Origin of the sequence: Streptomyces collinus, assembly GCF_031348265.1 — a bacterium.
GTDB lineage: Bacteria > Actinomycetota > Actinomycetes > Streptomycetales > Streptomycetaceae > Streptomyces > Streptomyces collinus.
Window position 1 is genome coordinate 6,966,936 of record NZ_CP133771.1, and the last position, 24,156, is coordinate 6,991,091.

19 protein-coding genes are annotated in these 24,156 nt (G+C 72.5%); 11 read left to right on the forward strand and 8 right to left on the reverse strand.

Annotation, left to right across the window (positions count from 1 at the left end):
• The first annotated feature begins 9 nt into the window (after nt 1-9).
• Both RFN52_RS31575 and RFN52_RS31580 read left to right on the forward strand, forming a co-directional pair.
• The gene (locus tag RFN52_RS31575; RefSeq protein ID WP_184851295.1) at nt 10-1,257 is read left to right on the forward strand and encodes an alginate lyase family protein; all 1,248 of its coding nucleotides are present in this window, start codon (nt 10-12) and stop codon (nt 1,255-1,257) included.
• A gap of 103 nt (nt 1,258-1,360) precedes the next feature.
• Complete coding sequence (locus RFN52_RS31580; RefSeq protein WP_184851297.1) at nt 1,361-2,965, forward strand: carboxylesterase/lipase family protein; 1,605 nt, start codon at nt 1,361-1,363, stop codon at nt 2,963-2,965.
• 49 nt (nt 2,966-3,014) lie between these two features.
• On the opposite strand, the gene RFN52_RS31585 is transcribed toward RFN52_RS31580, so the two are convergent.
• Both RFN52_RS31585 and mmuM read right to left on the reverse strand, forming a co-directional pair.
• Nucleotides 3,015-4,073, reverse strand: coding sequence for a LacI family DNA-binding transcriptional regulator (locus RFN52_RS31585; RefSeq protein ID WP_184851299.1), 1,059 nt, complete (start codon nt 4,071-4,073; stop codon nt 3,015-3,017).
• 156 nt (nt 4,074-4,229) lie between these two features.
• On the reverse strand, nt 4,230-5,141 hold the full coding sequence (gene mmuM / locus RFN52_RS31590; RefSeq protein WP_184851301.1) for a homocysteine S-methyltransferase: 912 nt from the start codon (nt 5,139-5,141) through the stop codon (nt 4,230-4,232).
• Nucleotides 5,142-5,270: 129 nt separating this feature from the next.
• On the opposite strand from mmuM, the gene RFN52_RS31595 reads away from it, so the two are divergent.
• From RFN52_RS31595 to RFN52_RS31605, 3 genes are read left to right on the forward strand one after another with little or no spacing between them, the layout of a single operon-like run.
• The gene (locus RFN52_RS31595; protein ID WP_184851303.1) at nt 5,271-6,653 is read left to right on the forward strand and encodes an amino acid permease; all 1,383 of its coding nucleotides are present in this window, start codon (nt 5,271-5,273) and stop codon (nt 6,651-6,653) included.
• Nucleotides 6,654-6,662: 9 nt separating this feature from the next.
• Nucleotides 6,663-7,781: an aminoglycoside phosphotransferase gene (locus RFN52_RS31600; RefSeq protein ID WP_184851305.1), complete on the forward strand. Its 1,119-nt coding sequence runs from the start codon at nt 6,663-6,665 to the stop codon at nt 7,779-7,781.
• A gap of 23 nt (nt 7,782-7,804) precedes the next feature.
• Nucleotides 7,805-8,632 (forward strand): MOSC domain-containing protein, encoded by an 828-nt coding sequence (locus RFN52_RS31605; protein ID WP_184851307.1) that lies wholly within the window; start codon nt 7,805-7,807, stop codon nt 8,630-8,632.
• Nucleotides 8,633-8,644: 12 nt separating this feature from the next.
• Here RFN52_RS31605 and RFN52_RS31610 read toward each other — a convergent pair whose 3' ends face one another.
• Nucleotides 8,645-10,738, reverse strand: coding sequence for an autotransporter-associated beta strand repeat-containing protein (locus RFN52_RS31610; RefSeq protein ID WP_184851309.1), 2,094 nt, complete (start codon nt 10,736-10,738; stop codon nt 8,645-8,647).
• 218 nt (nt 10,739-10,956) lie between these two features.
• Here RFN52_RS31610 and RFN52_RS31615 point away from each other — a divergent pair, with 218 nt between their 5' ends.
• Nucleotides 10,957-12,078: a glycoside hydrolase family 43 protein gene (locus tag RFN52_RS31615; protein ID WP_184851312.1), complete on the forward strand. Its 1,122-nt coding sequence runs from the start codon at nt 10,957-10,959 to the stop codon at nt 12,076-12,078.
• A 1-nt stretch (nt 12,079) separates the two neighbouring features.
• On the forward strand, nt 12,080-13,492 hold the full coding sequence (locus RFN52_RS31620) for an RICIN domain-containing protein (protein ID WP_184851314.1): 1,413 nt from the start codon (nt 12,080-12,082) through the stop codon (nt 13,490-13,492).
• A 15-nt stretch (nt 13,493-13,507) separates the two neighbouring features.
• On the opposite strand, the gene RFN52_RS31625 is transcribed toward RFN52_RS31620, so the two are convergent.
• Nucleotides 13,508-15,172: a rhamnogalacturonan lyase B N-terminal domain-containing protein gene (locus tag RFN52_RS31625; protein ID WP_184851316.1), complete on the reverse strand. Its 1,665-nt coding sequence runs from the start codon at nt 15,170-15,172 to the stop codon at nt 13,508-13,510.
• Between the two features lie 191 nt (nt 15,173-15,363).
• Here RFN52_RS31625 and RFN52_RS31630 point away from each other — a divergent pair, with 191 nt between their 5' ends.
• From RFN52_RS31630 to RFN52_RS31640, 3 genes are all read left to right on the forward strand, one after another.
• A complete protein-coding gene (locus tag RFN52_RS31630; protein WP_184851318.1) occupies nt 15,364-16,407 on the forward strand; it encodes a rhamnogalacturonan acetylesterase in 1,044 nt (347 codons plus the stop codon).
• A gap of 79 nt (nt 16,408-16,486) precedes the next feature.
• Nucleotides 16,487-18,169 carry a DUF2264 domain-containing protein gene (locus RFN52_RS31635; RefSeq protein ID WP_184851320.1) on the forward strand — a complete coding sequence of 561 codons (1,683 nt, stop codon included), beginning with the start codon at nt 16,487-16,489 and terminating at the stop codon, nt 18,167-18,169.
• 76 nt (nt 18,170-18,245) lie between these two features.
• On the forward strand, nt 18,246-19,115 hold the full coding sequence (locus tag RFN52_RS31640; protein ID WP_184851322.1) for an isocitrate lyase/PEP mutase family protein: 870 nt from the start codon (nt 18,246-18,248) through the stop codon (nt 19,113-19,115).
• A gap of 102 nt (nt 19,116-19,217) precedes the next feature.
• Here the strand turns inward: RFN52_RS31640 and RFN52_RS31645 are convergent, their stop codons facing one another.
• The 3 genes from RFN52_RS31645 to RFN52_RS31655 all read right to left on the reverse strand — a co-directional run bounded on the left by RFN52_RS31645 (nt 19,218) and on the right by RFN52_RS31655 (nt 21,808).
• Entirely contained in the window at nt 19,218-20,132 is a 915-nt protein-coding gene (locus RFN52_RS31645) for a phosphotransferase enzyme family protein (protein WP_184854096.1), read from the reverse strand.
• Nucleotides 20,133-20,184: 52 nt separating this feature from the next.
• Nucleotides 20,185-20,793, reverse strand: a complete 609-nt coding sequence (locus RFN52_RS31650; RefSeq protein WP_184851324.1) for a TetR/AcrR family transcriptional regulator — start codon at nt 20,791-20,793, stop codon at nt 20,185-20,187.
• A gap of 232 nt (nt 20,794-21,025) precedes the next feature.
• A complete protein-coding gene (locus tag RFN52_RS31655; protein ID WP_184851326.1) occupies nt 21,026-21,808 on the reverse strand; it encodes a nucleotidyltransferase domain-containing protein in 783 nt (260 codons plus the stop codon).
• 258 nt (nt 21,809-22,066) lie between these two features.
• Between RFN52_RS31655 and RFN52_RS31660 the strand changes: the two genes are divergently transcribed.
• Nucleotides 22,067-23,359 (forward strand): MFS transporter, encoded by a 1,293-nt coding sequence (locus RFN52_RS31660; protein WP_184851328.1) that lies wholly within the window; start codon nt 22,067-22,069, stop codon nt 23,357-23,359.
• On the opposite strand, the gene RFN52_RS31665 is transcribed toward RFN52_RS31660, so the two are convergent.
• A complete protein-coding gene (locus RFN52_RS31665; protein WP_184851330.1) occupies nt 23,349-24,155 on the reverse strand; it encodes an ABC transporter permease in 807 nt (268 codons plus the stop codon). The two genes, RFN52_RS31660 and RFN52_RS31665, sit on opposite strands and share 11 nt — an antisense overlap.
• Nucleotide 24,156: the final 1 nt, after the last annotated feature.

Genomic DNA, 24,156 nt, shown 5'->3' on the forward strand with positions numbered 1-24,156 from the left:
GAGCCCCACATGAGCCGCACTTCCCCCCACACGCATCACGAGGGCGGCCGGGTGAGCCGCCGCGGTCTGCTCAAGACCGCCGGCGGCCTCACCGCAGCCCTCGCCGTCGGCGCCACGGCCACCGCCACCACGGCCGGCGCCGCACCCGCGACCTTCACCCACCCCGGCATGCTCCACAACGCCGGCGACATCAACCGCGCCAAGGTCAGGGTCGCCGCCGGCGACGACCCCTGGCTGTCCGGCTGGAACAGACTGACCGCCAACTCCCACTCCCAGTCCACCTGGACCAACCGGGCCACAGCGACCGTCATCCGCGGCGGCACCGGAGAGAACTACCCGCAGCTCTACAACGACATCGCGGCCGCCTACCAGAACGCGCTGCGCTGGAAGGTCGCCGGCACCGAGGCCAACGCCCAGTGCGCCGCGAACATCCTCAACGCCTGGTCCCGCACCCTGACCACGGTCACCGGAAACGCCGACCGGTTCCTCGCCGCCGGCCTCTACGGCTGGCAGTTCGCCAACGCCTGCGAACTCATGCGGGATCACCCGGCGTTCGACCTCGCCGCCGCCCAGGACATGATGGTCAGGGTCTTCTACCCGCTCAACAACCAGTTCCTCACCGGCCACAACGACGCCTGCATCACCAACTACTGGGCCAACTGGGACCTGTGCAACATGGCCTCCGTCATGGCCATCGGGATCCTCACCGACAACGCCGCCAAGTACGACCAGGCCGTCACCTACTTCAAGTCCGGAGCGGGAAACGGTTCCATCCAGCACGCCGTCCCGTTCCTGTACGGCAACGTCGAGGGCTACGACCTCGGCCAGTGGCAGGAGTCCGGCCGCGACCAGGGCCACACCGTCATGGGCATGGGCCAGATGGGCGCGCTCTGCGAAATGGCCTGGAACCAGGGCGACGACCTCTACTCGTACGACGGCCGCCGCTTCATGAAGGCCGCCCAGTACGTCGCCAAGTACAACCTGAACATGGACGTGCCGTTCACCACCTACACCTGGGGCACGGGCCAGAACTGCGCCCAGCAGTCGCAGACCGTGCTCGGCTCCGCATCCCGCGGCCAGGTCCGCCCGGTCTGGGCGATGCTCCACTACCACTACGGGCGGCGCCTGCTCCTCGACGACAAGTACATCGCCCAGATGTGCTTCTCCGTCGCCCCCGAGGGCGGAGGAGGTGACTACGGCACCACCAGCGGCGGATTCGACCAGCTCGGATTCGGCACGCTGATGTACGCCAAGTAACCCGAACGGTCCTCCTCATCCGCCCGTGCACCGGAATACCGGAACAGAATGAGTTGCTCTGATCTTCACGGTGCACGAGCGCGGTGAGGAGGCTGGTGGACGGATGACGGCAGACCAGACGGACCCCGTGGTGAGGACGCCCTTCGGTGCCCTGCGGGGCCGGTACGAACGCGGTGTCGCGGTCTTCCGCGGCATCCCGTACGCGGCCCCGCCCTTCGGCCCCCGCCGTTTCCGCCCGCCCGTGCCCCTGCCGCCCTGGGACGGTGTCCGCGACGCCGGCGCCTTCGGCCCCACCCCGCCGAAGCCGCCGTACTCCGACGCCTTCGCCCACTACCTGTCCGACCCGGTCGTGCCGGGTGACGACTGCCTCAACCTCAACGTCTGGACCCCGCAGCCCGGCCCCGGAGCCCGCCTCCCCGTCCTGGTCTGGCTGCACGGCGGCGCCCTGACCAGGGGGTCCTCCGCCGTACCCGTCTACGACGGCCACCCCTTCGCCCGCGACGGCGTGGTCTGTGTATCCATCAACTACCGGCTGGGAGTCGAGGGCTACGGCCTGTTCCCGGACACGCCCCCGAACCCCGGCCTGCGGGACCAGATCGCCGCCCTGACCTGGGTGCACGAGGCCATCGAGGCCTTCGGCGGCGACCCCGGCCGCATCACCCTCTTCGGCCAGTCCGCCGGGGCGATCAGCATCGGTGCCCTCATCGCCGCCCCGCAGACCCAGGGGCTGGTGCGCCGGGCCGTCCTGCAGAGCGGACCGCCCGAGGCGTCCGAGCGGGCCAAGGTGCGGCGGATGGTGCGCAGGATGGCCGCGCGGCTGAAGATCCCCGCCACCGCCGAGGCCTTCGCCGCCGTCGACCGCGACCTGCTGCTGCGCACCCAGGCCGAGGTGGGCAAACGGAGCAGCCCGGTGGTCGGCGGCCCCGCCTTCGGCCTCGTCGTCGACGGCGATGTCGTCCCCCGCGACCCGCTGGAGGCCCTCACGGACGGCGGCGCCGCCCCCGGCGTCGAGCTGCTGCTGGGCTGGACCCGCGACGAGTACCGGCTGTGGCTGGTGCCGGGCGGCCTCCTGGAGCGCGTCGACCGCCTCGGGGCCGTCGCCGTCGCGGGCGCCATGGCCCGCTGCCACTGCGGCGGCGAGGTCCCGCGCGGCTACCGCACCCTGCACCCCGCGGCCGGCACGGCGGAGATCGTCGGCCAGCTCGTCACCGACCACCTGCTCCGCCTCCCCCTGCACCACCTGGCCGACGCCCGCACGGAACCGTCGTACGTCTACGAGTTCGCCTGGCCCTCGAACCTGCCCGGCCTCGGCTCCTGCCACGCGCTGGAGCTGGGCTTCGTCTTCGACACCGGGGAGGCCGCGGAGTCGAAGAAACTGGCGGGCGAGGGCGCGCCGCAGGAGCTGGCGGACGCCATGCACGCGGCCTGGGTCCGGTTCGCCACGGACGGCGACCCCGGCTGGGAACGCTGGGACGACAGGCATCCGGTGAGGGTGTTCGGAGACCGCGCACCGGATGCCGAGGACGGCGTGTCCTACACGGCGTACGGCCCCCGGGACCGTGAACTCGCCCTCTGGCAGGCCGACGCCCTCAGACCCCCGGAACCCGCACCCGTGACGGTCCCGGCCGATGTCTCGCCCAACCGCGCCACCGAACTGCGGTCGGCCGTACGGCGGCTGCGCCGCTCCGGCGCCCTGCGGCGCCACTGACGGCTGCTCACTCCGCCGGGTGGGCCGGGCTCAGCGGGCCCCGCAGGGCTCAGTGTGCCCGGGGCGGCCCCACCGAGCCCCTCACCACCACGTGCGTGCCCAGCAGCAGGTGTTCGTCCGGGGCGCCCGGGGTGCGCTCCAGTGCCGTGCGAACGGCGAGGCGGCCGAGTTCCTCGTAGGGGACGTGCACCGTCGTCAGGGCGGGGTGCAGGTCGCGGGCGAACGGGATGTCGTCGTAGCCGGCGAGGGAGACGTCGTCCGGCACCGTCAGGCCCGCCTCGTGCAGGGCGGTGAGGGCACCGGCCGCGACCATGTCCGTGGCCGCCACCACCGCGCTGAACTCCAGGCCGTCCTTGAGCGCCTGCTGCATCAGGCGGTGGCCGGAGTCCCGGGTGAAGTCGCCGTGCAGGACGAGGGACGGGTCCGGGTCGAGGCCGCGGGCCCGGTGCGCGGCGAAGTAACCGCGTTCGCGGCCCAGGGCCGTGGTGTGGTCCGCCCGGCCGCCGAGGTACAGCACCCGGCGGTGGCCCTGCGCGAGGACGTGGGCGACCAGGGTGTAGGCGCCGCCCTCGTTGTCGTACTCGATGACCGTCACCGGAGCACCCGGGTCCAGCGGCGGCCGGCCGCACAGGACCAGGCGGGAACCGGCCGAGGCGAGGGAGTCGGCCATGCGGTGGGTGCGTTCGCGGTACTCGGGGGTGTCGGCCGCGCCGCCGACCAGGATCACGGCGGCGGCCCGCTGGGCGCGCATCATCTCGACGAACTCCAGCTCGTGCCGGACGTCGCCCTCCGTGCTGCACACCAGGCAGAGATGGCCGAGCCGGGTCGCCTCGCGCTCCACCCCGTGGGCCATGTGCGCGAACGACGGGCCGGTGATGTCCTCCAGGACGAAGGCGAGGGTGGGCGTGCCGGCGCCGGCGATCGCCTTCGCCCGGGCGTCGGCCACGTAGTCCAGCTCGCGGACCGCCCGCATCACGCGCCCTCGGGTCGCCGCGCTCACCGGATACTCGCCGCCCAGCACCCGGGACACCGTCGACGCGGAGACCCCCGCGCGCGCCGCCACGTCCCGGATGGTGCTGCGGCCCGCGTCCCCGCTCTTCCTCGTCATGCCTGCCTCGTCTCTCCCGGGCGCCGGTCCGCGCCCACCCCCGCGGGAACTGCGGCAATGCCGTAGCAACCGGTTCCCATGACGGAGGCTAGCAGTGCGGGGTGGGGGTGGAGGAGGGGCGTGCGCGGACTGCCGGGAGTACGGACGGCGGCCGTGCTACGCCGCCTCCAGCGCCTCCGCGATGCCCGCGACGCCGTCCGGCCCGACCCGGCAGCAGCCGCCGATCAGCCGGGCCCCGGCCTGCTGCCAGCCCTTCACCTGGCCGACGGTGAAGGTGGAGCGACCGGTCCAGGCGCGGGCCTCGGCGTCCCAGGTCTCGCCGCTGTTGGGGTAGACGACGACCGGCTTGCCGGTGACCCGTGCCGCTGTCGCGGCCGCGCCGTCCACGTCCTGCGGAGCGCAGCAGTTCACCCCGACCGCGATCACCTCGTCCGCTTCGGCGGCCAGGGCGAAGGCCTCCTCCAGCGGCTGCCCGGCCCGGGTGCGGTCACCGGCGACGGAGTACGTCAGCCAGGCAGGCACCCCGAGCCCGCGCACCGCCCGCAGCAGGGCCGCGGCCTCGTCCGCGTCCGGGACCGTCTCCAGCGCGAGGACGTCGGGCCCGGCCGCGGCCAGCACCTCCAGGCGCGGCCGGTGGAAACGCTCCAGCTCGTCCACGCTCAGCCCGTAGCGCCCCCGGTACTCCGAACCGTCCGCGAGCATCGCCCCGTACGGACCGGCCGAGGCCGCCACCCACAGGGGCCGCGGGACATGCGCCCGCCGGGCCGCCTCCCGGGCCGACTCCACGCTCAGCGCCATGAGTTCGGCCGCCCGTTCGCGGGCGATCCCGCGCTTGGCGAACCCCTCGAACGTGGCCTGGTAGCTGGCCGTGATCGCCACGTCCGCCCCCGCCCGGAAGTAGGCGAGGTGTGCCTCGGTCACCGCCTCCGGCTGTTCCGCGAGCAGCCGCGCCGACCACAGCTCGTCGCTCAGGTCGTGCCCGGCCGATTCGAGCTGGTTGGACATACCGCCGTCGAGAACGACCGTCCCGGCGGCAAGGGCTTCGGCGAGGGTGATGGTGCTCGTCATGCGAACGACCGTAACCGAGATCCGCCCGCTGCCCCCAGCCGAATGTGTCCATTACATGAACAGGTCGACCAGCATATGGGATGGCGGTTACGATCAGGACCCTCCCCCTCCGCTTGTACAGGAACCCTCATGACCGTCCCCAGCCCCACCGAGGCCGCCGAACCCGCCGAGCCGGCCGCCCCCGCGGCGCCCGCTCCCCGCCGCACCTTCGGCCTCGCCGCCGCCACGGCCCTCGTCATGGGCAACATCATCGGCGGCGGCATCTTCGCCCTGCCCGCCACCGTCGCCCCCTACGGCACGGTCAGCCTGCTCGCCTTCCTCGTGCTCTCGGTCGGAGCCGTGCTGCTCGCGCTGCTCTTCGGCAAGCTCGCACGGCGCAGCCCGGTCACCGGCGGGCTGTACGTCTACCCGCGGGACGCCTTCGGCGAGTTCGCCGGGTTCCTGTCGGCCTGGTCGTACTGGACGATGTGCTGGGTCAGCATCGCCGCCCTGGCCGTCGCGGTCGTCGGCTACGTCGACGTCCTGATACCCCTGCACGGCAACCACGCCCTCCAGGCCCTCGTCGCCCTGGCCGCCCTCTGGCTGCCCGCAGCCGCCAACTTCGCGGGCACGCGCTGGGTCGGCACGGTGCAGGTCGTCTCCACGATCCTGAAGTTCGTCCCGCTGCTCCTGCTCGCCACGGTCGGCCTGTTCTTCGTCGACGCGGACAACTTCGGCCCGTTCAACGCATCCGGTCAGAGCGTCTCCGGGGCGCTCGCCGCCTCCGCCGCCCTGCTGCTGTACAGCTTCCTCGGGGTCGAGTCGGCCGCCGTCAGCGCCGGTGAGGTCCGCGACCCCGAGCGCACGGTCGGCCGGGCGAGCGTCCTCGGCACCCTGGCCTCCGCCCTCGTCTACGTCCTCGGCACCATCGCCGTCTTCGGGCTGGTCCCGCACGACCGGCTCGTCGACTCCGGCGCCCCCTTCGCCGACGCCGTGAACGCGATCACCGGGAGCGGCTGGGGAGGCACCGCCATCGCCCTGGTCGCCGTCGCCTCGATCACCGGCTGCCTCAACGGCTGGATCCTCATGGCCGCGCAGATGCCGTACGCCGCCGCCCGCGACGGCCTCTTCCCCGCGCCCTTCGCCCGCCTCGGCAAGGGCGGCGTCCCCGGCTTCGGCGTGTGGGCCTGCGCGGTCCTCGGCACCCTCCTCATCGGCCTCAACTACACGGCCGGCCCGGACACCACCTTCCGCGTCCTCGTCCTGATCACGACGTTCACCGGCTGCGTGCCCTACCTGCTGTCGGCCGCCGCCCAGTTGTACTGGCTGGCCCGCGGCACCCGCGACCGTGTCCGTCCCGCGGGACTCGCCCGGGACCTCACGGTCGCGGTCCTCTCCTTCGGCTTCTCGTTCTGGCTGATCGCCGGTGCCGGGTACGCCGCCGTGTACCAGGGCGTGCTGTTCCTCTTCGCCGGGATCCCGGTGTACGTGTGGCTGCGGGGACGCAAGGACACGGCGGAGGCGGCGGCATAGCATCGGGGGATGCCCGAGGTCGCTGCAGCGCATGCCGAAGTCCGTGAGGTCCTGGGAGTCCCGGCGCACGAGGCGGTGTTCGAGCCGCTCCCGCACAACCCGTCCAACGGTGTCACGGCCGGGGTGTGGCGGGTCACCGGCGGCGGCCGCTCGGCCGTCCTGAAGGTGCTGACGCGCACGAAGGAGACCAGCGTCGCGTGGTCGGCCTCCAACGACCCGCGGCACTGGAACTTCTGGCGCCGTGAGGCATACGTCTACGGGTCCGGCCTCGCCGGCGTCTGGCAGCGGCACGGCATCCGAGCGCCCCGGCTGCTGGAGTGTGCCGAACGCCCGGACGGCGACGTGGCGTTGTGGCTGGAGGACGTGCCGGGCGAACCGGCGACGGCCTGGCCCGTCAGCCGCCACGTCGACCACGCCCACCGCCTGGGCGCCGCACAGGGCGCGGTGGGCGCGGGGGAGGACACCCCGTGGCTCTCCCAGCGCTTCCTGCGGGACTACACGGCGGGGAAGACCACGGGCGTGGCCCTGCTCGACACCGACGAGGCATGGCAGCACCCCCTGGTCCGGGGGCACTTCCCGCCCGGCCTGCGCGAGGACATGGTCCGCCTCCACCACGACCGCGAATGGTTCCTCACGGTCATGGAGTCGCTGCCCCGGACCCTGTGCCACCTCGACCAGTGGCCGGCCAACGTCCGCTCCGGCGGCGCCGGCACCAGCGTCCTGCTCGACTGGGCGTTCACCGGTGACGGCGCCCTCGGCGAGGACCTCGGCAACTACCTCCCGGACTCCGTCTTCGACCTGTTCGTGCCCGCCGCCGAGCTGCCCGGCCTGGCCAAGGCGGCGTACGACGCCTATGTGCACGGACTGCGTGAGAGCGGCTGGCGCGGCGACGAACGCCTCGTACGGCTCGGCGTGTGTGCCTCCGCCGTGAAGTACGACTGGCTGACGGCACTGATGCTGGCGCGGGCGGACGAGGAGCAGGTGGCCTACGGCGGTGAGGGCACCGTGCCGGCCGGACTCCGCTACCGGGAACGGGGCCTGGCCCTGGCCTTCCTGGCCGAATGGGCGGCCGAGGCACGACAGCTGGCACCCCGGCTCGGCTTCCCCGAAGCCCCCAGCGGCCGTTGAGCCCCGCGACGGAACGGAAGGTCATGGCACGCGTCGTCGAGTTGTCGTACTACCCGGTCAAGGGCTGCGCCGGCACATCGGCGGGCGAGGCGCTGCTGACGCCGGCCGGACTGGCGCACGACCGCAGCTTCATGGTCGTCAGCGAGGACGGCGTGTACCGGACGCAGCGCCGGGATCCGCTGCTGGCCGTCATCCGCCCCCTCATCACCCCTGACGGCGACCACCTCACGCTCACCGCGCCCGGGACCGAGTCCCTCCACCTCCGGGTGGACACCTCCGGCACCCGCCGGAAGGTCGACCTGTTCGGAGCCGCTTACCAGGGCATCGACCAGGGCGACGGGGCGGCGGACTGGCTCACGGACGTGCTCGGCGCACCGAGCCGTCTGGTCCGGACGCCGCCGGAACACGACCGGGTGACCGACGGCCGGACACCCGGCACCTCGGGCTACGCCGACAGCAGCGCCCTGCACGTCATCTCCCGCTCCACCCTCGATCACCTCAACACCCGGCTGACCGCCCGCGGCGCCCACCCCCTCCCGCTGAACCGCTTCCGCCCCAACATCGTCATCGACGGCTGGGACGACCCCCACACGGAGGACCGCGCCCACCGCCTCCGCATCGGCGACACCGACCTCGGCTACACCAAACTCGCCATCCGCTGCGCGGTCACCCTGGTCGACCAGCACGGCGGCACCCGTGCGGGCCCGGAACCCCTGCGCACCCTCGCCGCCTACCGTCGCGCAGCCCAGGGCGGAGTCGCCTTCGGCACGAAGTACGCGGTACTCCGGCCCGGCCGGGTGGCGGTGGGGGACGAGGTGAGCGTCACGGTGTGGGGGGAGTCCGAGCTGTGAGCACCGGGCGGGTCAACGCCGGGCGCGGCCCGCGTGCCGTCCGCCCCGGCGCACGCCTCGCCCCCGTAGTGCCGCCACCGGTACCGCGAGGCTGATGGTCAGGCCGGCGGCGAGGGCGTAGGGCCACCAGCCGAAGCCGACGGTTTCCGAGGCGCCGGCGCTGCGCGGGTTCGCGGGGGCCGGGGCGGACGGGGCGGGGGCGGAGCGGCTGGGGGAGGTGACGGCCGTCAGGACGACGTCGTTGCCGTCGCCGCCCCGGTAGCTGATCCGGTAGGGCGTGTCCGCCCGCTTCAGAAGCGCGCCTTCCCGCAGGCCGGTGAAGGTTCCCGCGGTTGTGGCCTTGCCCTTGTTGTCGAGCACGGTGATCTCGCGAGCCGCGCGGGAGTCGGCCGGCACGTCGAGGCGCCCGGCCAGCCGAGCCGGGCCCGTCACCGTCAGCGGCTTGTCCCGCAGGACCAGTGTGCCCTTCGGGCTCTGGGTGTAGGGGCCGTCGACGGTGAGGCCCGTCGTGACGGTGCCGTCGTTGGTGACCGTGCCGCTCACCGTGCCCTTGCCGGTCAGCGTCGTCGCCACGCGCAGCCCCGGCCGGCCCGCGTCCAGCCGTGCTCCGGCCGAGGTGAGCCGGATCGACCCGCTGTGGGTGAGGGTGGCTCCGCCGCGCAGGGCGAGGGTGCCTCCGGACACCGTCGTCGGCCCGGTGTACGTCACCGCCCGGCCCGTCAGGGTCGTCGTGGCGGTGCCCGACTGGGTGAGGGAGCCGCTGCCGCCGATGCGGGACAGGGTGAGGGGCCTGACCGTGTTGCGCAGGACCAGGGAGCCGTCGTTGACGAGCCGGTAGTGGGCGCCGGCGGTGTACAGGCCGCCGTCGCCGCCCCGTTCGCCGCTGCCCAGGCGCAGGACCGCGCCCTTCTCCACCGTGGTGGAGCCGTCGTAGTACTGCACGGCCGCGAAGGTCACGTCGTTGCCGGGGGTGCCCGCGATGACGACGTCGCCGGCGCCGGGGGCCGACAGGGTGTCGTGGAACCGGCCGCCGCCGATGGGGGCGCCGAGCGTCACCGGGCCGTTGTAGTCGAAGGTGAGCCGGGAGCGCGAGCGGGCCGCCAGCAGGTTGATGTAAACGGTCTCCGCCGTGCCCGGCATGAAGATCCGGTCGGTCGTGCCGTCGCCCCACCGGACGTCCGCGCCCTTGATGTTGGTGCCGCGCTTGTTGACGTGTCTGCGGGCCGGCGTCCAGTTGAGGGCCGGGTCGCTGAGCGACGGGTTGGTGTCACCGCCCCGGTCCGACCAGCTGTACTGCCCGGTCAGGACGACTTTCCCGCCCGGCCGCGACTGGACGTTGATGTCGCTGCCGTACTCGCGCTGGTAGAAGTCCATGCCCATGGTGACGGTCCGGCCCAGTGGGGTGTCGACCGTCCAGGTGCCCTGGTTGAGGATCTTGCGGACACGCGGGAGCGAAGTCGCGTACTCGGGCCGCCCTGCGTTGGCCTGCGTGCCGTTGTCGATCACCCCGGAGAAGGAGTGGGTGCCCGGCAGGTCCCACGTGCCCCACAGGAACCTGGGCTGCGTGATCAGGCCCGAGCCGCTGATCGTGCCCAGGTTGTAGGCGCTCTTCAGCGACAGCCGCAGCGTGCCGTCGACCCGGATGTTGTCCTGGTTGAGGCGGAACGCCGGGGTGTCGTACGGGAAATGGCCGATCAGGCCCGTCGTACCGCCGTCGCCGTACTGGAGCGTCGCGCCCCGCTCCACGGTGATCGCCGGCGGGTCGGGGCGGGTGACGGTGACGTACGGGTGGTTGCCGCCCGGCGTGCGCACCTGCTGCCGCTGCCGGGACTTCGGGAGCGTGAAGTCGCTGTCCCTGGTGAGGACCAGCGTTCCGCTGCCGCGCACCGTGAGTGTGCCCTCGCCGCTGAAGACGCCGTCGTACGTCGTCGTCCCGGGCGGCACGGTGACGGCCGTGTCGCCGTCGAGCGTCACGCTCCGGCCGGCCAGCACGTCGGCCGTGACGTCCCGGGGGCCGGCGGCCACCGCCGGGGGAGCGGTGAGCAGAGAGGCGACCGCCGCGAGGACGCCCGCGGCCGCTGCTGTGGTGTGGGTGAGGCTGGGCACATCACCGGAGACGGGCCATGTCCCCGCCGATAACAGAAACTTCGGCGGCTGCCGTTTCCGGAACGGGCCGGACGGGTTCGTCCCGTCAGACCCGTTGACCTCCTCGTGTCACCCCCTTACCTTTCCACCGTTCGTAATGACAGATGGTGTTCGAAATCTCAGACGCTGCGTCGGACGACAACGCCGTGTGTCCCCCAGTGAGAGGCAGGCCCCACCGCATGAGCCGCGACCGCGACCACGCTCTGCCCGAACCCCCCAGCCGCAGACTGCTGCTGAAGGGCGCCGCAGCCGCCGGTGCCCTGGCCGCAGTCCCCGCCCTGCCCGGCGTCGCCGAGGCGGCGCCCCAGGATGAAACCGCTGCCGGAACACCCGCCGGGCGCCCCAAGCCGGCCCCCTTCGTGAACCCCCTCGTCCGCAACCGCGCCGACCCGCACATCCACCGGCACAAGGACGGTTTCTACTACTTCACCGCCACCGCCCCCGAGTACGACCGCATCATCCTGCGGCGCTCCCGCACCCTGGGCGGACTCGGCACGGCGGACGAGTCCGTCATCTGGCGCGCCCACCCCACCGGCCCCATGGGCGCCCACATCTGGGCGCCCGAACTGCACCGCATCGGCGGCAAGTGGTACATCTACTTCGCCTCCGCGCCCGCCGAGGACGTCTGGGCGATCCGGATATGGGTGCTGGAGAACGCCCACCCCAACCCCTTCAAGGGCACCTGGGTGGAGCGGGGCCAGATCAAGACGGCCTGGGAAACCTTCTCCCTGGACGCCACGACCTTCACCCACCGTGGCAAGCGCTACCTCGCCTGGGCCCAGCACGAGCCCGGCCTGGACAACAACACCGGCATCTTCCTCTCCGAGATGGCGAACCCGTGGACCCTGAAGGGCCCGCAGGTTCGGCTCTCCACCCCGGAGTACGACTGGGAGTGCATCGGATTCAAGGTCAACGAGGGCCCCTACGTCCTCAAGCGCAACGGCCGCCTCTTCATGACGTACTCGGCCAGCGCCACCGACTTCAACTACTGCGTGGGCCTGCTGACCGCCGACGCCGACAGCCACCTCCTGGACCCCCTGAGCTGGACCAAGTCGCCGACCCCGGTCTTCACCAGCAACGACACGACCAAGCAGTACGGCCCCGGCCACAACTGCTTCACGGTCGCTGAGGACGGCCGCACCGACGTCCTCGTCTACCACGCCCGCCAGTACAAGGAGATCAACGGGGACCCCCTGAACGACCCCAACCGGCACACCCGCGTCCAGAAACTCGGCTGGAAGAGCGACGGCACTCCCGACTTCGGCGTTCCCATCGCCGACGCGGTGAAGGTGAGCGAATGACATGAGACGTGTGTACGTCACCCTTCTCGCCCTGTGCCTGGGCCTGTTCACGGCCCTCGCCACCGCCGGACCCGCCCAGGCCGCGCCCCGGACCATCACCAACGGCACCCAGTTCACGGACACCTCGGGCAGCCCCGTCCACGCGCACGGCGGCGGCGTCCTCAAGGTCGGCACCTACTACTACTGGTTCGGTGAGCACCGCAACGCCGACAACACCTTCCGGTACGTCGACGCCTACCGCTCGACCGACCTGAAGAACTGGGAGTTCCGCAACCACGTCCTCACCGAGGCCAGCGCCCCGGAGCTCGCGACCGCCAACATCGAGCGGCCGAAGGTCGTGTACAACGCCTCCACCGGCACGTTCGTCATGTGGATGCACAAGGAGAACGGCACCGACTACAGCGAGGCCCGGGCCGCCGTCGCCGTCTCCGACACCGTCGACGGCAACTACACCTGGAAGGGCAGCTTCCGGCCGCTCGGCCAGCACATGTCCCGCGACATCACCGTCTTCACCGACACCGACGGCGCCGGCTACATGATCTCCGCCGCCCGTGAGAACTACGACCTCCAGATCTACCGCCTCACCGCCGACTACACCGGCATCGCGAGCCTGGTCGCCAACCCCTGGCCCGGCGGACACCGCGAGGCCCCCGCCCTGTTCAAGCGGAACGGCGTGTACTTCATGCTGACCTCCGGCGCCACGGGCTGGAACCCCAACCAGCAGCAGTACGCCACGGCCACGAACATCGCCGGTCCCTGGTCCGCCATGAAGAACATCGGCGACTCGACGACGTACGGCTCGCAGACCGCGTTCGTCCTGCCTGTGCAGGGCAGCTCGGGCACCTCGTACCTGTACCTGGGCGACCGCTGGGGCAACTCCTTCGGCGGCACCGTCAACGACTCACGGTACGTGTGGCTGCCGCTGACCTTCTCGGGCTCGACCACGATGTCCATGTCCTGGTCGCCGGAGGTCACCGTCGACACGGCCGCCGGAACCGTCACCGGCACCGGCGCCGCGTACAACACGCTGATCGCCCGCCACTCCTCCAAGTGCGCGGACGTCACGAGCCAGTCGCTCTGGGCGGGCGCCCAGCTCAAGCAGTACGACTGCAACGGCGGCGCCAACCAGAAGTACTGGTTCAAGTCCGTCGGAAGCGGTTACTACCAGCTGATGGTCCGCAACAGCAGCCTCTGCGTGCAGGAGAACGCGAGCACGGTCACGCAGGAGAACTGCGTCTCCTCCGCGACGAGCCAGCAGTGGTCGCTGACCACCACCGGCTCGTACGTGAACGTCAAGTCCCGCGTGAGCGGCGAGTGCCTCGACGTGAACGGCGCGTCCACCGCCAACGGCGCCGCGCTCATCACGTACACGTGCAACGGAGGCACCAACCAGCAGTGGACACGCGGGACGTGACAAGCCGCGGAGTGTCTACGCCAGCAGGTCGATCGCGTCGATCGCAGTCCCCGCGCTGAGGAACCCGCTTGCCCCCGACCCGCTCACCACGTCGATCCTGAGCACGTTGTACTGGCCGGCGTCCGTCTTCCAGGCGGACGCCGGGACGCTGTAGGTGAACGTGTGGTTGTTGCCCCGGTAGGAACCGTTGGTCAGCGACCGGGTGTCCGGCTGGGTGGGCGGGGCGGGGATCGCCGAGGTCCAGGTGTCGTTGACGGTGACCTGGGGCCGGCCGTTCGCGTACGCGGTGGTCACGCCGATGCGCAGGGTGTGCGCGGCGGCCGCCTGGGCCGCCGTCAGCCGGAAGTACACCAGGATCCCGCTGTTGACGTCCTTCCAGAGATAGCAGGGGAAAGCCGCCGTCTCGCCACTGCCGACGACCACGTTCCCCGTCCAGGACGCGGCCCGTGCGTCGGACGGATGCGCGTACGTCATCAGATCCGCGTTCTTGAACCCGGCCGGCGTGCCGTTCCAGTCGCCGATCCGCCAGATCGCGCCCGCGTTCGACGGGTCGTTGGAGGACGGTATCGCGATCGTGTTCAGGGTCGTCGTGCCGCCCGCCGACACGCTCACCGACGTGCTGTAGACCGCCAGTTCGCTCTTGAAGACGGTCAGCGTGTACGTCCCCGGCAGCACCCCGGACAAGGAGAAGAAGCCGTCCGAAGCCCGTGCGGAACCCCAGTACTGCGCTGCCGCGTTGGCCAGCCCGACCGTGTACGGATACGCCGTGTTCCGGCCGGAGATCCCGACGCCGGACACTTTGCCCCGGCCGCTCGCCGGTACGTAGCCCGCGATGCCGAGCGAGTCGGCCCACGGTGTGGTCAGGGTGCCCGGGAACAGCGCCGAGGAGGGTGCCCCGCCGTCCGTGAAGGCGATGACGTACGGCCCCTGGAGGCCGAAGCGCTGCGCCTCGGTCTGGTTCTGGCCGTAGTAGAGGATCTCGTAGAGGCCGCCGCCGTCCGCGCTCTGGTGGCGCAGCAGGGAGCGGTAGAAGGGGCCGCCGGAGGCCTTCTCGTGGTTGCTGCGCACCATCCACAGGCCGACGCCGCCGGCCGACCATCCGATGTGGTCGTAGTCCATGACGCGCCGCCGGGAGTAGTGCTTCGAGCGGGTCTGGCCGTCGGACTTCCGGAACACGTCCGAGGCCTCGATGGCGGTCGGCGCGTAGGTGTAGGAGTCGGGCTCGTCGTTGAGGAACGCGCCCTTCTTCACCCGCACGATGTACCGGGTCGCGGAGACCGACGCGTCGGCCTTGTTCGTCCACAGGTAGACGTTGTTCTCACCGCTGCGGGCCGCGTAGTAGTGCTTGAGCGTGCCGTGCGTGACGGAGACCAGAATCGTCGGACCGGACTGCCGGATGCTCACGGTGGAGGCGCCGAGGCCGGACTCGATGTGCGAGTTCTGGCCGCCGTAGCCCTGGTACTCCGTGCCCCGGTGGACCAGGGAGGTCAGGTCGCCGGTGGACTTGGAGACCTTGAAGACCAGCTGGGCGCCGGTGTCGACGACGTAGTTCGAGCCGTCGTCGGTGTAGCCGAAACCGGCGGCGTGGGCCGGCCGGGCGAGGGCCGCGCCGGCCGCCCCCGCGGTGGCGGCGAGGACGACGGTGCGACGGCCGACTGGTCTGTTCGTGGCTCCGGGCATGGGGGTGCCTCCTGCGAAAGGGTGGGGGGAACGCGGTGGGAGCGAGAGTGACAGTTGAATCGATTTCGCGAAAGGGCTTTCGCTCATATGTGGCGATAGAACTGGTGAATGCTGCTGGAGGTCTAGAAAGCGCTTGTCCGGAGCGGTACGGTCCCCCTCCAGGTCTTGTCGTGCGCTGGGAGGAGCCCGGAGTGAGACGTTTCAGCATCGCCGTCGCGGCGGCGGTGACCCTGGGGACCGCGTTGTCGTCCGTACCCGCCCACGCGGGCGGCGGGAGCGGCGGCCGCGGCCTCGCCCACTGCACGGCCGGCACCTGCCACTTCGACGTCCCGCCGGGCACCTACGACGTACGGGTCACCCTCGGCGGGAAGGCGGCGTCCGGCACGAGCGTCAGCGGTGAGACCCGCCGCTCCCTGCTGCCCGAGACGGCCGTGCCGGCCGGCGAGCGCGTCACCCGCAGCTTCACGGTGAACGTCCGCACCCCCGAGGGCGAGCCCACCGGCCCCGCGGGAACCCCCGGCCTCGACCTGCGGATCGGCGGCTCCGCCCCGGCCCTCGCCGGGATCGAGGTCAAACGGGCCCGGCACGCCCGCCAGATCTTCCTGGTCGGCGACTCCACCGTCTGCGACCAGCCCGGCGACCCGTACTCCGGCTGGGGCCAGCAGCTGCCCCAGTACCTCCGCGAGGGGGTATCCGTCGCCAACTACGCCGATTCCGGGGAGAGTACGGTCTCGTATCTGGGGAACCCGCAGCTGTGGGCCACCGTACGGCCCCTGATCCGCCCCGGCGATCCGGTGCTCGTCCAGCTCGCGCACAACGACAAGACCACGGACGAGGCCACCTACCGGGCCAACCTGGAGACCCTGGTCGCGGGCATCCGGGAGCGGGGCGGACAGCCGGTCCTTGTCACCCCCATCGTGCGGCGCTGGTTCAACCCCGACGGGACGCTGAACAACGGCACCGCGCTCCTGGTCAACGGCCTCGGCGTCGACCACCCGGCCGTCACCCGCTCGGTCGCCGCGGCGCGGGACGTCCCGCTGATCGACCTCACGGCGAAGACCAAGGCGCTGGTGGAGTCCCTCGGCGTGGAAGGCTCCAAGGCGCTGTACCTCACCAACGAGGCGCGGGACAACACGCACACCTCCGTGCGCGGTGCGACGGCCTACGCGGCCCTGGTCCGCGACGAACTCGTCACCCGGCATCTGGTGCCCAAGGGCAAGGTGAGGGTGGGATGAACCCCTGGGGCGCCCCGACCGGAACCGGGGCGCTCCAGGTCCGATCCGTATCCACCGGCCCGAGCACGAAAGACATCCGATGCAGCTGCCCCCCGCCGACCGCACGACGTCCCCGTTCACCGGCTACACCCGCGCCCACTGGGAGGCGGCGGCCGACTCCCTGCTCACCGCCGTGGAGCCGTACGCGAGCGAGGACCGGGCGCTCTACCACCTGCCCGGCGACCGGGCCGGCTGGTCGGGCCGTCTCTCCGACGGCCTGGAGGGCTACGCCCGCACCCTGCTGCTCGCCGCCTTCCGCCGCGACGAGAAGGCCCTGGAGCGCTACGCGACCGGCCTCGCCGCCGGCGTCTCGGGCATCTGGCCCCGCATCGAGGACCGCAGCCAGCCCCTGGTGGAGGCGGCCTCCATCGCCCTGGCCCTCCGCCTGACCCGGGACCTGCTCTGGGACCGCCTGGACGACGGAGTACGCCGGCGGACGGCCGCCTGGCTGGGCGACGCCCTCACGGCGGAGCCCTGGCCCTGCAACTGGGAACTGTTCCCGGTCACGGTGGGCGGCTTCCTCGCCGACATCGGTTACGAGCCGGACGCCTCCCGCGCGGCGATCGACCGCGGCCTGGAACGCATCGAGCAGTGGTACGTCGGCGACGGCTGGTACACCGACGGCGACGGCCGCAAGTACGACTACTACAACGGCTGGGCGATGCACCTCTACCCGGTGCTGCACGCCTGGCTGGAGCAGGACGAGCGGCTGCTGGCGCTGTACGGCGACCGCCTCTCCCGGCACCTCGGCGACTACGCCCGCCTGTTCGGCGGCGACGGCGCGCCCATGCACCAGGGGCGCTCCCTGACGTACCGCTTCGCCACCACCGCCCCGCTGTGGCTGGGCGCGCTGACCGGCCGTACGCCCCTGACGTCCGGCGAGACCCGGCGGCTGGCCTCCGGCGCGCTGAATTACTTCCTGGACCGGGGAGCGGTGGACGACCGGGGTCTGCTCACCCTCGGCTGGCACGGCCCCGACGAGTCCGTCCTCCAGGGCTACTCGGGCCCGGCCTCCCCGTACTGGGCGAGCAAAGGCTTCCTCGGCCTGCTCCTGCCCCCGGACCACGAGGTCTGGACGGCACCGGAGGAACCCGCCCCCGCCGAACGAGCGGATTTCACCACCCCCGTCGGCCCGCCCAACTGGCTGCTCCAGTCCACCCGTTCCGACGGCGTGGTCCGCCTCCACAACCACGGCAGCGAGGACGTCCGCTACGACCCGTACTACACGCGGCTGGCGTACTCCACCGTGACCACACCCGCGGAGACGTACGACAACAGCGTCCTCGTCGCCGGCGACCCGAGCCGCACCGGCATCGAACCGCTCGGCGCGGGCGAGGGCTGGGCGGCGTCCCGGCACACGGCGGGCGGGGGCGCCCGGGTGACGAGCGTGGTGCTGGCGCACGGGGCGGTGGAGGTGCGTGCGCATCTGGTCGCGGGGGCGGAGCCGGGGACGGCGGTCCGCGTGACCGGCTGGAGCCCGCCGGACGGCGTCCGTGCGGAACTGCTTCCCGCGGTCGGCCTCGACGACGACCTCACCGGCGTCACGGCCGGGGACTCCACCCTGTTCGCCGCCCTGGCCCGGCTCACCGCCGAGACGGACCCCGTCCCGCTGCCGGAAACCGTCGCCGTGACCGCTTCCGCGGACGGGGAGCTGACGGTCCGGTGGAGCACGGGGCGCGAGGTGCGGGTCCGGCTCGACGGGTCCGGCGTGCACGTGAGCTGAGGTCTTCGCGGCCAGGTCGCCCTGCGGCCGCCGTAGTTCGGCCCGCGCCGAAGCGAACCGGGCCCACCATGGCGGCATGACCGCAGATCCGCAGCAGACGCCGTCGAGCCGGGCCGCGACCGCATTCGCCGGCCTCCACCGAGCCGGGGAGCCCCTGCTCCTGCCGAACGCCTGGGATCACGCATCCGCCCGGGCCCTCGCGGGGCAGGGCTTCCCGGCGGTCGGGACGACGAGCCTGGGCGTCGCCGCGGCGGCCGGTCTGCCCGACGGTACGGCGGCGACCCGGGAGGAGACGCTGCGGCTGGCCGTCGCCCTCGGGTCCGAGCCGTTCCTGCTGTCCGTCGACGCGGAGGGCGGATTCAGCGACGACCCGGACGAGGTGGCGGAGTTCGCGCGGGAGCTGTACACGGTCGGAGCGGTCGGCATCAACCTCGAAGACGGCCTCGGACCGGCCACCCGGCACGCGGCGAAGATCGCGGCGGTCAAACGGGCCGCGCCCGGCCTGTTCGTCAACGCCCGCACGGACACCCACTGGCTGGGCGACGGCGACGGCACCCTCGCGCGCCTCGACGCCTACCAGCAGGCGGGCGCGGACGGGGTGTTCGTGCCCGGCCTCACGGACCCGCGCGGCATCGAGGCCCTGGTGCGCCGGCTGGAGGTGCCCCTCAACGTGCTCTACGCGCCAGGCGGCCCGCCCGTCGCCCGCCTCGCCGGCATCGGCGTACGCCGCGTCAGCCTCGGCTCGCTGCTGTACCGGCGGGCGCTGGGCGCGGCCCTGGAGGCGGCGGCGGACGTCCGGGCCGGCCGGACACCGACGGGTGCGACACCGTCGTACGACGACGTGGCGGGGCTCGCCGCGCCGGGCCATGCGGCCGGTCGGGGACCGACGACGGAGTGGATCCAGCCGACGGCCGCTCGCATCGCGGCTGCGGGCCCGGATATGTGATCCACGTCGACGAGAACGGCCGGATCACCACCGTCACCGCCTTACTCGACCAGGCACCCGCCGGCTTCGACCCGGCGGGTGCTGCCGAGGCGACGCCCGGTCCTACGTGCCGAGCGCGGTCACCAGCCGGGAGACCGCGCCGAGGTCGGGCGCCCCGCGCAGGCAGGTCACCGCCTGCCGTGCTCCGAAGTCCCGCTGTTCGGGCGTCACTTCGGGGTCGACGGCCGTCTCGGCCTGCACGTGGACGTAGTTCAGGGCCGTGGCGAAGAGCATCGAGAAGGACTCCGGTCCGGTGAGGACGGCTCGGCCCCCGGCCTCGCGGTAGGCCCGGGCCAGGCGCCGGGCGGACGCGATGTCCACGTCGTTGCCGCCGGACCAGACGTGGACGGCGCGCGCGAACTCCCGTTCCGCCGAGACGGGTCCGGCGTTGTCCCAGTCGAGGAGGACCGGTCCGTCCCGGCCGACCAGGACGTTCTGGGGCCGCAGGTCGAGGTGCGAGGTCACCAGGCCGCCGGGCGCCGAGGGCGTCACCCACTGACCGAGCCGGGGCACGGACGTGGCGATGAACCGGTCCAGTTCGTCCGCCCACGCCAGGCCGGCGTCGCGCACCTTCTTGAGGACGTCCTCCCACGCGGCGTCGTCCGGGCACCGCTCGTACCACTCGCCCGGGCCCTCGACGGCTCCCTCACCGGCCCGGTGCAGCAGCGCCATGGTCCGGCCGAACCAGTCCAGGACGGCGGGGTCGGAGGGATCGGCCTCGGCGCCGTCGATCCAGTCGTACAGCTTCACCCAGGACCCGCCGCCCGGGGAGTCGACGCGGGTGACGTGGGCGCCGTGCCGGGCGGGGTGGAGGCGGGGCGATGCGATGCCCAGGTCCGCCGCGGAGTCCCGTAACGCGGCCTCGCGGGCGACCTGGGCCTCGTCGCAGCCGAAGAGGAGTTCCTTCACGGCCCAGGAGCGGCCGTCTCCGGAGAGTTTCCAGATCTGGCCGAGGGCACCCCGGGTGACGGGGACCATGGTCCAGGGGCCGGTGCCGAGGGCGTAGAGCCCGGCTATGACACCGGCCCTGTCATCGGATCGGGCGCGGTCGGTCAAGATCTGTCCTCTTCTCGCGGGGCCAGTTCAGGAGCAGCGCGTGCAGGGCGTCGATCGCCCTGTCCCAGGACGCCTGCACGTCGCGGGCCGCGCCGAAGGCGCCGGTGGACTCCAGGGCGCAGTAGCCGTGGAAGGTGCTGCGCAGCAGGCGTACGGCATCGGTGAGGTCGGGTTCCTCCAGGCCGTAGGCGCGGAGCATGCCGTAGGTGACGTCGGCCGTGCGGCGCATCGCGGGGGAGCCGGCGACGAGTTCCTGGTCGATGCGGATCTGCGTCGCGGCGTACCGGCCGGGGTGCTCCAGGGCGTAGGCCCGGTAGGCGGCGGCGAAGGCGCCCAGCGTGTCCCGGCCGGCCGCCCGCCCCTCGACCGCCTCCGCGATCCGGTCGGTCATCTCGCCACCGGCCAGCAGGGCCACGCGCGTCCGCAGGTCCTTCAGACTCCGGACGTGGGTGTACAGACTCGCGTCCTTCACCCCGAACCGGCGGGCCAGCGCGGAAAGGGTGACGTGCTCGAAACCGGCCTCATCGGCGAGATCGGCTGCGGCCGCGACGAGACGCTCGGGGGTGAGGCCGGCTCTGGGCATGGGGAGTTCGGGGTTCCTCTCGAAGAGGGCCATGTCGTTGGCGAAGCAGATACCGCTTGTCGGGCGGTGGGCCCGGGTCCGTCACATCAGCCGCCCCTCGGCGACCGCCCGGCGTGCCCGACCCCGTGCACCACCACGACCCGTGCCATCGCCCGTTCCCCCCGGTGTTCATCAGCGCAGTTCAGAGGGATCGAGCGTAGTACGGGGCACGGACCGGCGCGGCTGTTTGCCGTCACCGGGGACGCAGGAGCCCCAGGTCCGTGCCCCAGGCGTCCAGGACGTCGTCGTGACCGGCCCGGCGCGCCGCCTCCTCGACACCGGCGAACAGGGCCCGCTGGGTGGGCGGGTCCCCGTCGGCCAGGATGCGCCCCAGGGCCGGCAGGAGCCGGTCCGCGTCCCACCGGGGGTCGCCCAGCGGCTGCCGCTCCAGCTCCCACCGCAGGTACTTGTTGTAGGGCCGGACCCGGCGGTGCAGGGCGAAGAGCACCTCCAGGGCGTACGGGACGGACTCGGCGGCGTCCAGATGGCCCAGGCCGGGGCGGCCGTCGCGGTAGCTCTTCAGGGAGCGGTACGTCTGGTTGACGTAGGCGTCGAGCCAGCCGGCGGCGGCATGTCGGGCCTCGTCGGCGCCGAGCGTCCGCTTCTCGTCGAGGATCCCGGCGACGGTCCCGTCGAGCCGGTCGAACAGCACCTCGGCGTGGACGTAGGAGTACCGCGCGAAGCTGTCCGGGCGGCCGGGCATGCCGCGGGTGCGGAACTGCGCGAGGGTGATGACGACGAGGTCGAGGTGGGCCGAGCGGAAGCGGTCCAGTGCGGTGAGGACCGGCACGCTCTCGTCGCGTACGACGACGTGCAGGTCGTAGTCGGAGTGGGCCGTCGGCATGCCGGCGTGCACCCGGGAGCCGCTGAGGACGAGCCCGACGACGCCGGGATCGGCGGTCGCCCGGGAGATGAAGGTGTGCAGCGTCTCCTCGGGGGTCCGGCCGGGGACGGGGGCGTAGCTGTCGCGGACCATGATGATCTCTCCATGCGGAAGCGTCCGCGGCTCACGCGCGGACGGCGGCCGCGGAGACGGATCGGTTCGCTTCTGCGGCGCTGGAGAGCGCCGCTGGAGAGATCACTTCATGGTGTCGAGGTTACGCGTTCAGGCCCGTGGATTCAGCCCGTTGCACAGACCCGGCGCGGGCGGCGGGAGGCCGGCGCGGCCTCCCTGGGGCGCCCAACAGCCGTAGGGTTGCCTGGAAGAGGGGGCTCGGGGCGCGGGGGAGGCGGTATGACGCACGGGGCGGCGCGGCGCGAGGACGAACCCGGCAGCTCCGCCGACGCCCCCTCCGGCGACGGCTCGCGCGGCACGCGCCCGCTGTGGCGGCAACGCGACTTCGGGATCTTCTGGGCCGCCCAGACCCTCTCCGTGCTCGGTGACTCCTTCGCCCTGATCGCCCTGCCCCTGCTGGTGCTTCAGGCCACCGGATCGGTCGCGCGGATGGGCCTGCTGACGGCGGTGGGAGGGGCGGCGGCGGTCGTGGCGGCGGTGTTCGCCGGGGCGGTCGTGGACCGGGTGGACCGGCGCCGGCTGCTCATCGCCTGCGACCTCGTGCGCATGGTGCTCTACGGGCTGATCCCGCTGGTGTGGCTGTTCGGCCCGCAGCTCTGGCTGCTGTACGTGGTGCTGCCGCTGTGCGAAGCCGTCGGCATGCTGTTCGCGGTCGGCTACGTCACGGTCGTGCGCGCGCTGGTCGGCACCGGGCAACTCACGGAAGCCAACGGGCGGTTGAACGCCACGGCCGCCGCCGCGGGCGTCCTCGGCCCGCTGTGCGCCGGTCTGGTCGCCGCCTGGTCCGGCCCGGCGTGGGCCGTGGGCGTGGACGCGGCCAGCTTCGGGCTCTCCGCCACGTGCCTGCTCTTCGTCCGCTTCCGCAAGCGCGCCCCCGACGACCGGCAGGACCGCCGTACCGGCCTCTGGCAGGACCTGCGCACCGGTATCGCCTTCCTCCACGGCCATCCCGTACTGCGCTCCCTCACCGTCCTCCTGTTCGGCTTCAGCTTCCTCACCCTCGGCCTGAACGACCTGGTCATCTACCACCTCAAGCACGACCTCGGCCATGACGACCGCACGGTCGGCACGGTCATGGCGGTCGGCGCGCTCGGCGCCATCACCGGCGCCCTGCTGGTGGCCCGGGTCCGCCGCCGGCTCGGCTTCGGCCCGACGTGGACCGGCTCGGTCGCGGTGTGCGGCCTGGCCTTCGCCGGTCTCGGCTGGGCGCGCGACGTCCCCGTCGTCGCGGCCCTGAGCGCCGCCTTCCTCGCCTGCGCCGGCATGGCGGGCACCTGCTCGATGTCGCTGCGCCAGGAGGTGACCCCCGAACACCTCCTGGGCCGCGTCACCTCCGCCTTCTGGACCCTCCAGTACGCGGCGGCCCCCATCGGCGCGGCCGTCCTCACCTGGGCCGCGGAGGAGCAGGGCACGGCCCCGGTCGCCCTGGTGGCCGGGGCGACCTGCGTCGCGCTGGCCGCCGCGGGGCTGCTCACCCCGGTCCGCGGCTCGGGCCGGACCGTCAGCCGTTGATCCCGCTGTAGTGCCGCAGACTCCACCTCCACAGCATCCGGGCCGCGAGATACGCCAGCAGCCCCAGCAGGGGTGAGGCCGCCGCCACCCAGTACGGGACGCCGGTGGAGTGGCCGTGGCCTGTCAGGACCGCCGCCGGGAAGTAGGCGACGAACGCGAGCGGCAGGCCGTAGGTGAGGAAACCGCCCACCGCCCGGGGCAGGACGTTCAGCGGGTAGCTGCCGAAGGTGCCGAGGAGTTCCTCCAGCCAGCGGCCCCACATGTCGGCGGCCGGGAAGCGCAGGGACGCGCTGGCCACGACCGTGAACAGGGCGGCCTCCAGCAGCATCCCGCCGATCACCGCCGCGACGAGGTAGCTGATGCGGCCCGACGTCCAGTCCAGGTCGCTGCGGGAGAGCGCGCCCGCCATCAGGCCCGCAGCCACCGTCAGGTCACCGATGGCGTTGGTCGGGAAGAACGCCAGCTGCACCTGGCGGTGGACCGGCATCGGACGCATCAGGTAGATGTCGATGCGGCCTTCCTGGATCTGCCGGCCGGCCCAGTGCATGCGCCCCAGGAACAGCACGAACAGCCCGTGCGCCAGCATCCGCGTCGCCGGGATCAGCAGCACGTCGGAGCTGTCCCAGCCGCCCATCCCGGCGAACCGCGACAGCAGCACCGTCGCGAACACGATCACCGACACCTGCCAGATCGCGCCGATCGCGATCATCAGCAGGAACTCGGTGCGGTACTCCATCTGCGCGCGGAAGTTGAGCGCCGTCACGCGCCACACGATCCGCAGAGCCTTCAACGACATC

Excerpts from the sequence above, each read along its gene's own strand:
- RFN52_RS31620 (WP_184851314.1), top strand. The coding sequence starts at position 12,080 with ATGAGACGTGTGTACGTCACCCTTCTCGCCCTGTGCCTGGGCCTGTTC.
- mmuM (WP_184851301.1), bottom strand. The coding sequence starts at position 5,141 with ATGACGAGCACCATCACCCTCGCCGAAGCCCTTGCCGCCGGGACGGTC.
- RFN52_RS31635 (WP_184851320.1), top strand. The coding sequence starts at position 16,487 with ATGCAGCTGCCCCCCGCCGACCGCACGACGTCCCCGTTCACCGGCTAC.
- RFN52_RS31655 (WP_184851326.1), bottom strand. The coding sequence starts at position 21,808 with ATGGTCCGCGACAGCTACGCCCCCGTCCCCGGCCGGACCCCCGAGGAG.
- RFN52_RS31625 (WP_184851316.1), bottom strand. The coding sequence starts at position 15,172 with ATGCCCGGAGCCACGAACAGACCAGTCGGCCGTCGCACCGTCGTCCTC.
- RFN52_RS31600 (WP_184851305.1), top strand. The coding sequence starts at position 6,663 with ATGCCCGAGGTCGCTGCAGCGCATGCCGAAGTCCGTGAGGTCCTGGGA.
- RFN52_RS31585 (WP_184851299.1), bottom strand. The coding sequence starts at position 4,073 with ATGACGAGGAAGAGCGGGGACGCGGGCCGCAGCACCATCCGGGACGTG.
- RFN52_RS31575 (WP_184851295.1), top strand. The coding sequence starts at position 10 with ATGAGCCGCACTTCCCCCCACACGCATCACGAGGGCGGCCGGGTGAGC.
- RFN52_RS31665 (WP_184851330.1), bottom strand. The coding sequence starts at position 24,155 with ATGTCGTTGAAGGCTCTGCGGATCGTGTGGCGCGTGACGGCGCTCAAC.
- RFN52_RS31605 (WP_184851307.1), top strand. The coding sequence starts at position 7,805 with ATGGCACGCGTCGTCGAGTTGTCGTACTACCCGGTCAAGGGCTGCGCC.
- RFN52_RS31660 (WP_184851328.1), top strand. The coding sequence starts at position 22,067 with ATGACGCACGGGGCGGCGCGGCGCGAGGACGAACCCGGCAGCTCCGCC.
- RFN52_RS31650 (WP_184851324.1), bottom strand. The coding sequence starts at position 20,793 with ATGCCCAGAGCCGGCCTCACCCCCGAGCGTCTCGTCGCGGCCGCAGCC.
- RFN52_RS31645 (WP_184854096.1), bottom strand. The coding sequence starts at position 20,132 with ATGGTCCCCGTCACCCGGGGTGCCCTCGGCCAGATCTGGAAACTCTCC.
- RFN52_RS31615 (WP_184851312.1), top strand. The coding sequence starts at position 10,957 with ATGAGCCGCGACCGCGACCACGCTCTGCCCGAACCCCCCAGCCGCAGA.
- RFN52_RS31640 (WP_184851322.1), top strand. The coding sequence starts at position 18,246 with ATGACCGCAGATCCGCAGCAGACGCCGTCGAGCCGGGCCGCGACCGCA.
- RFN52_RS31580 (WP_184851297.1), top strand. The coding sequence starts at position 1,361 with ATGACGGCAGACCAGACGGACCCCGTGGTGAGGACGCCCTTCGGTGCC.
- RFN52_RS31595 (WP_184851303.1), top strand. The coding sequence starts at position 5,271 with ATGACCGTCCCCAGCCCCACCGAGGCCGCCGAACCCGCCGAGCCGGCC.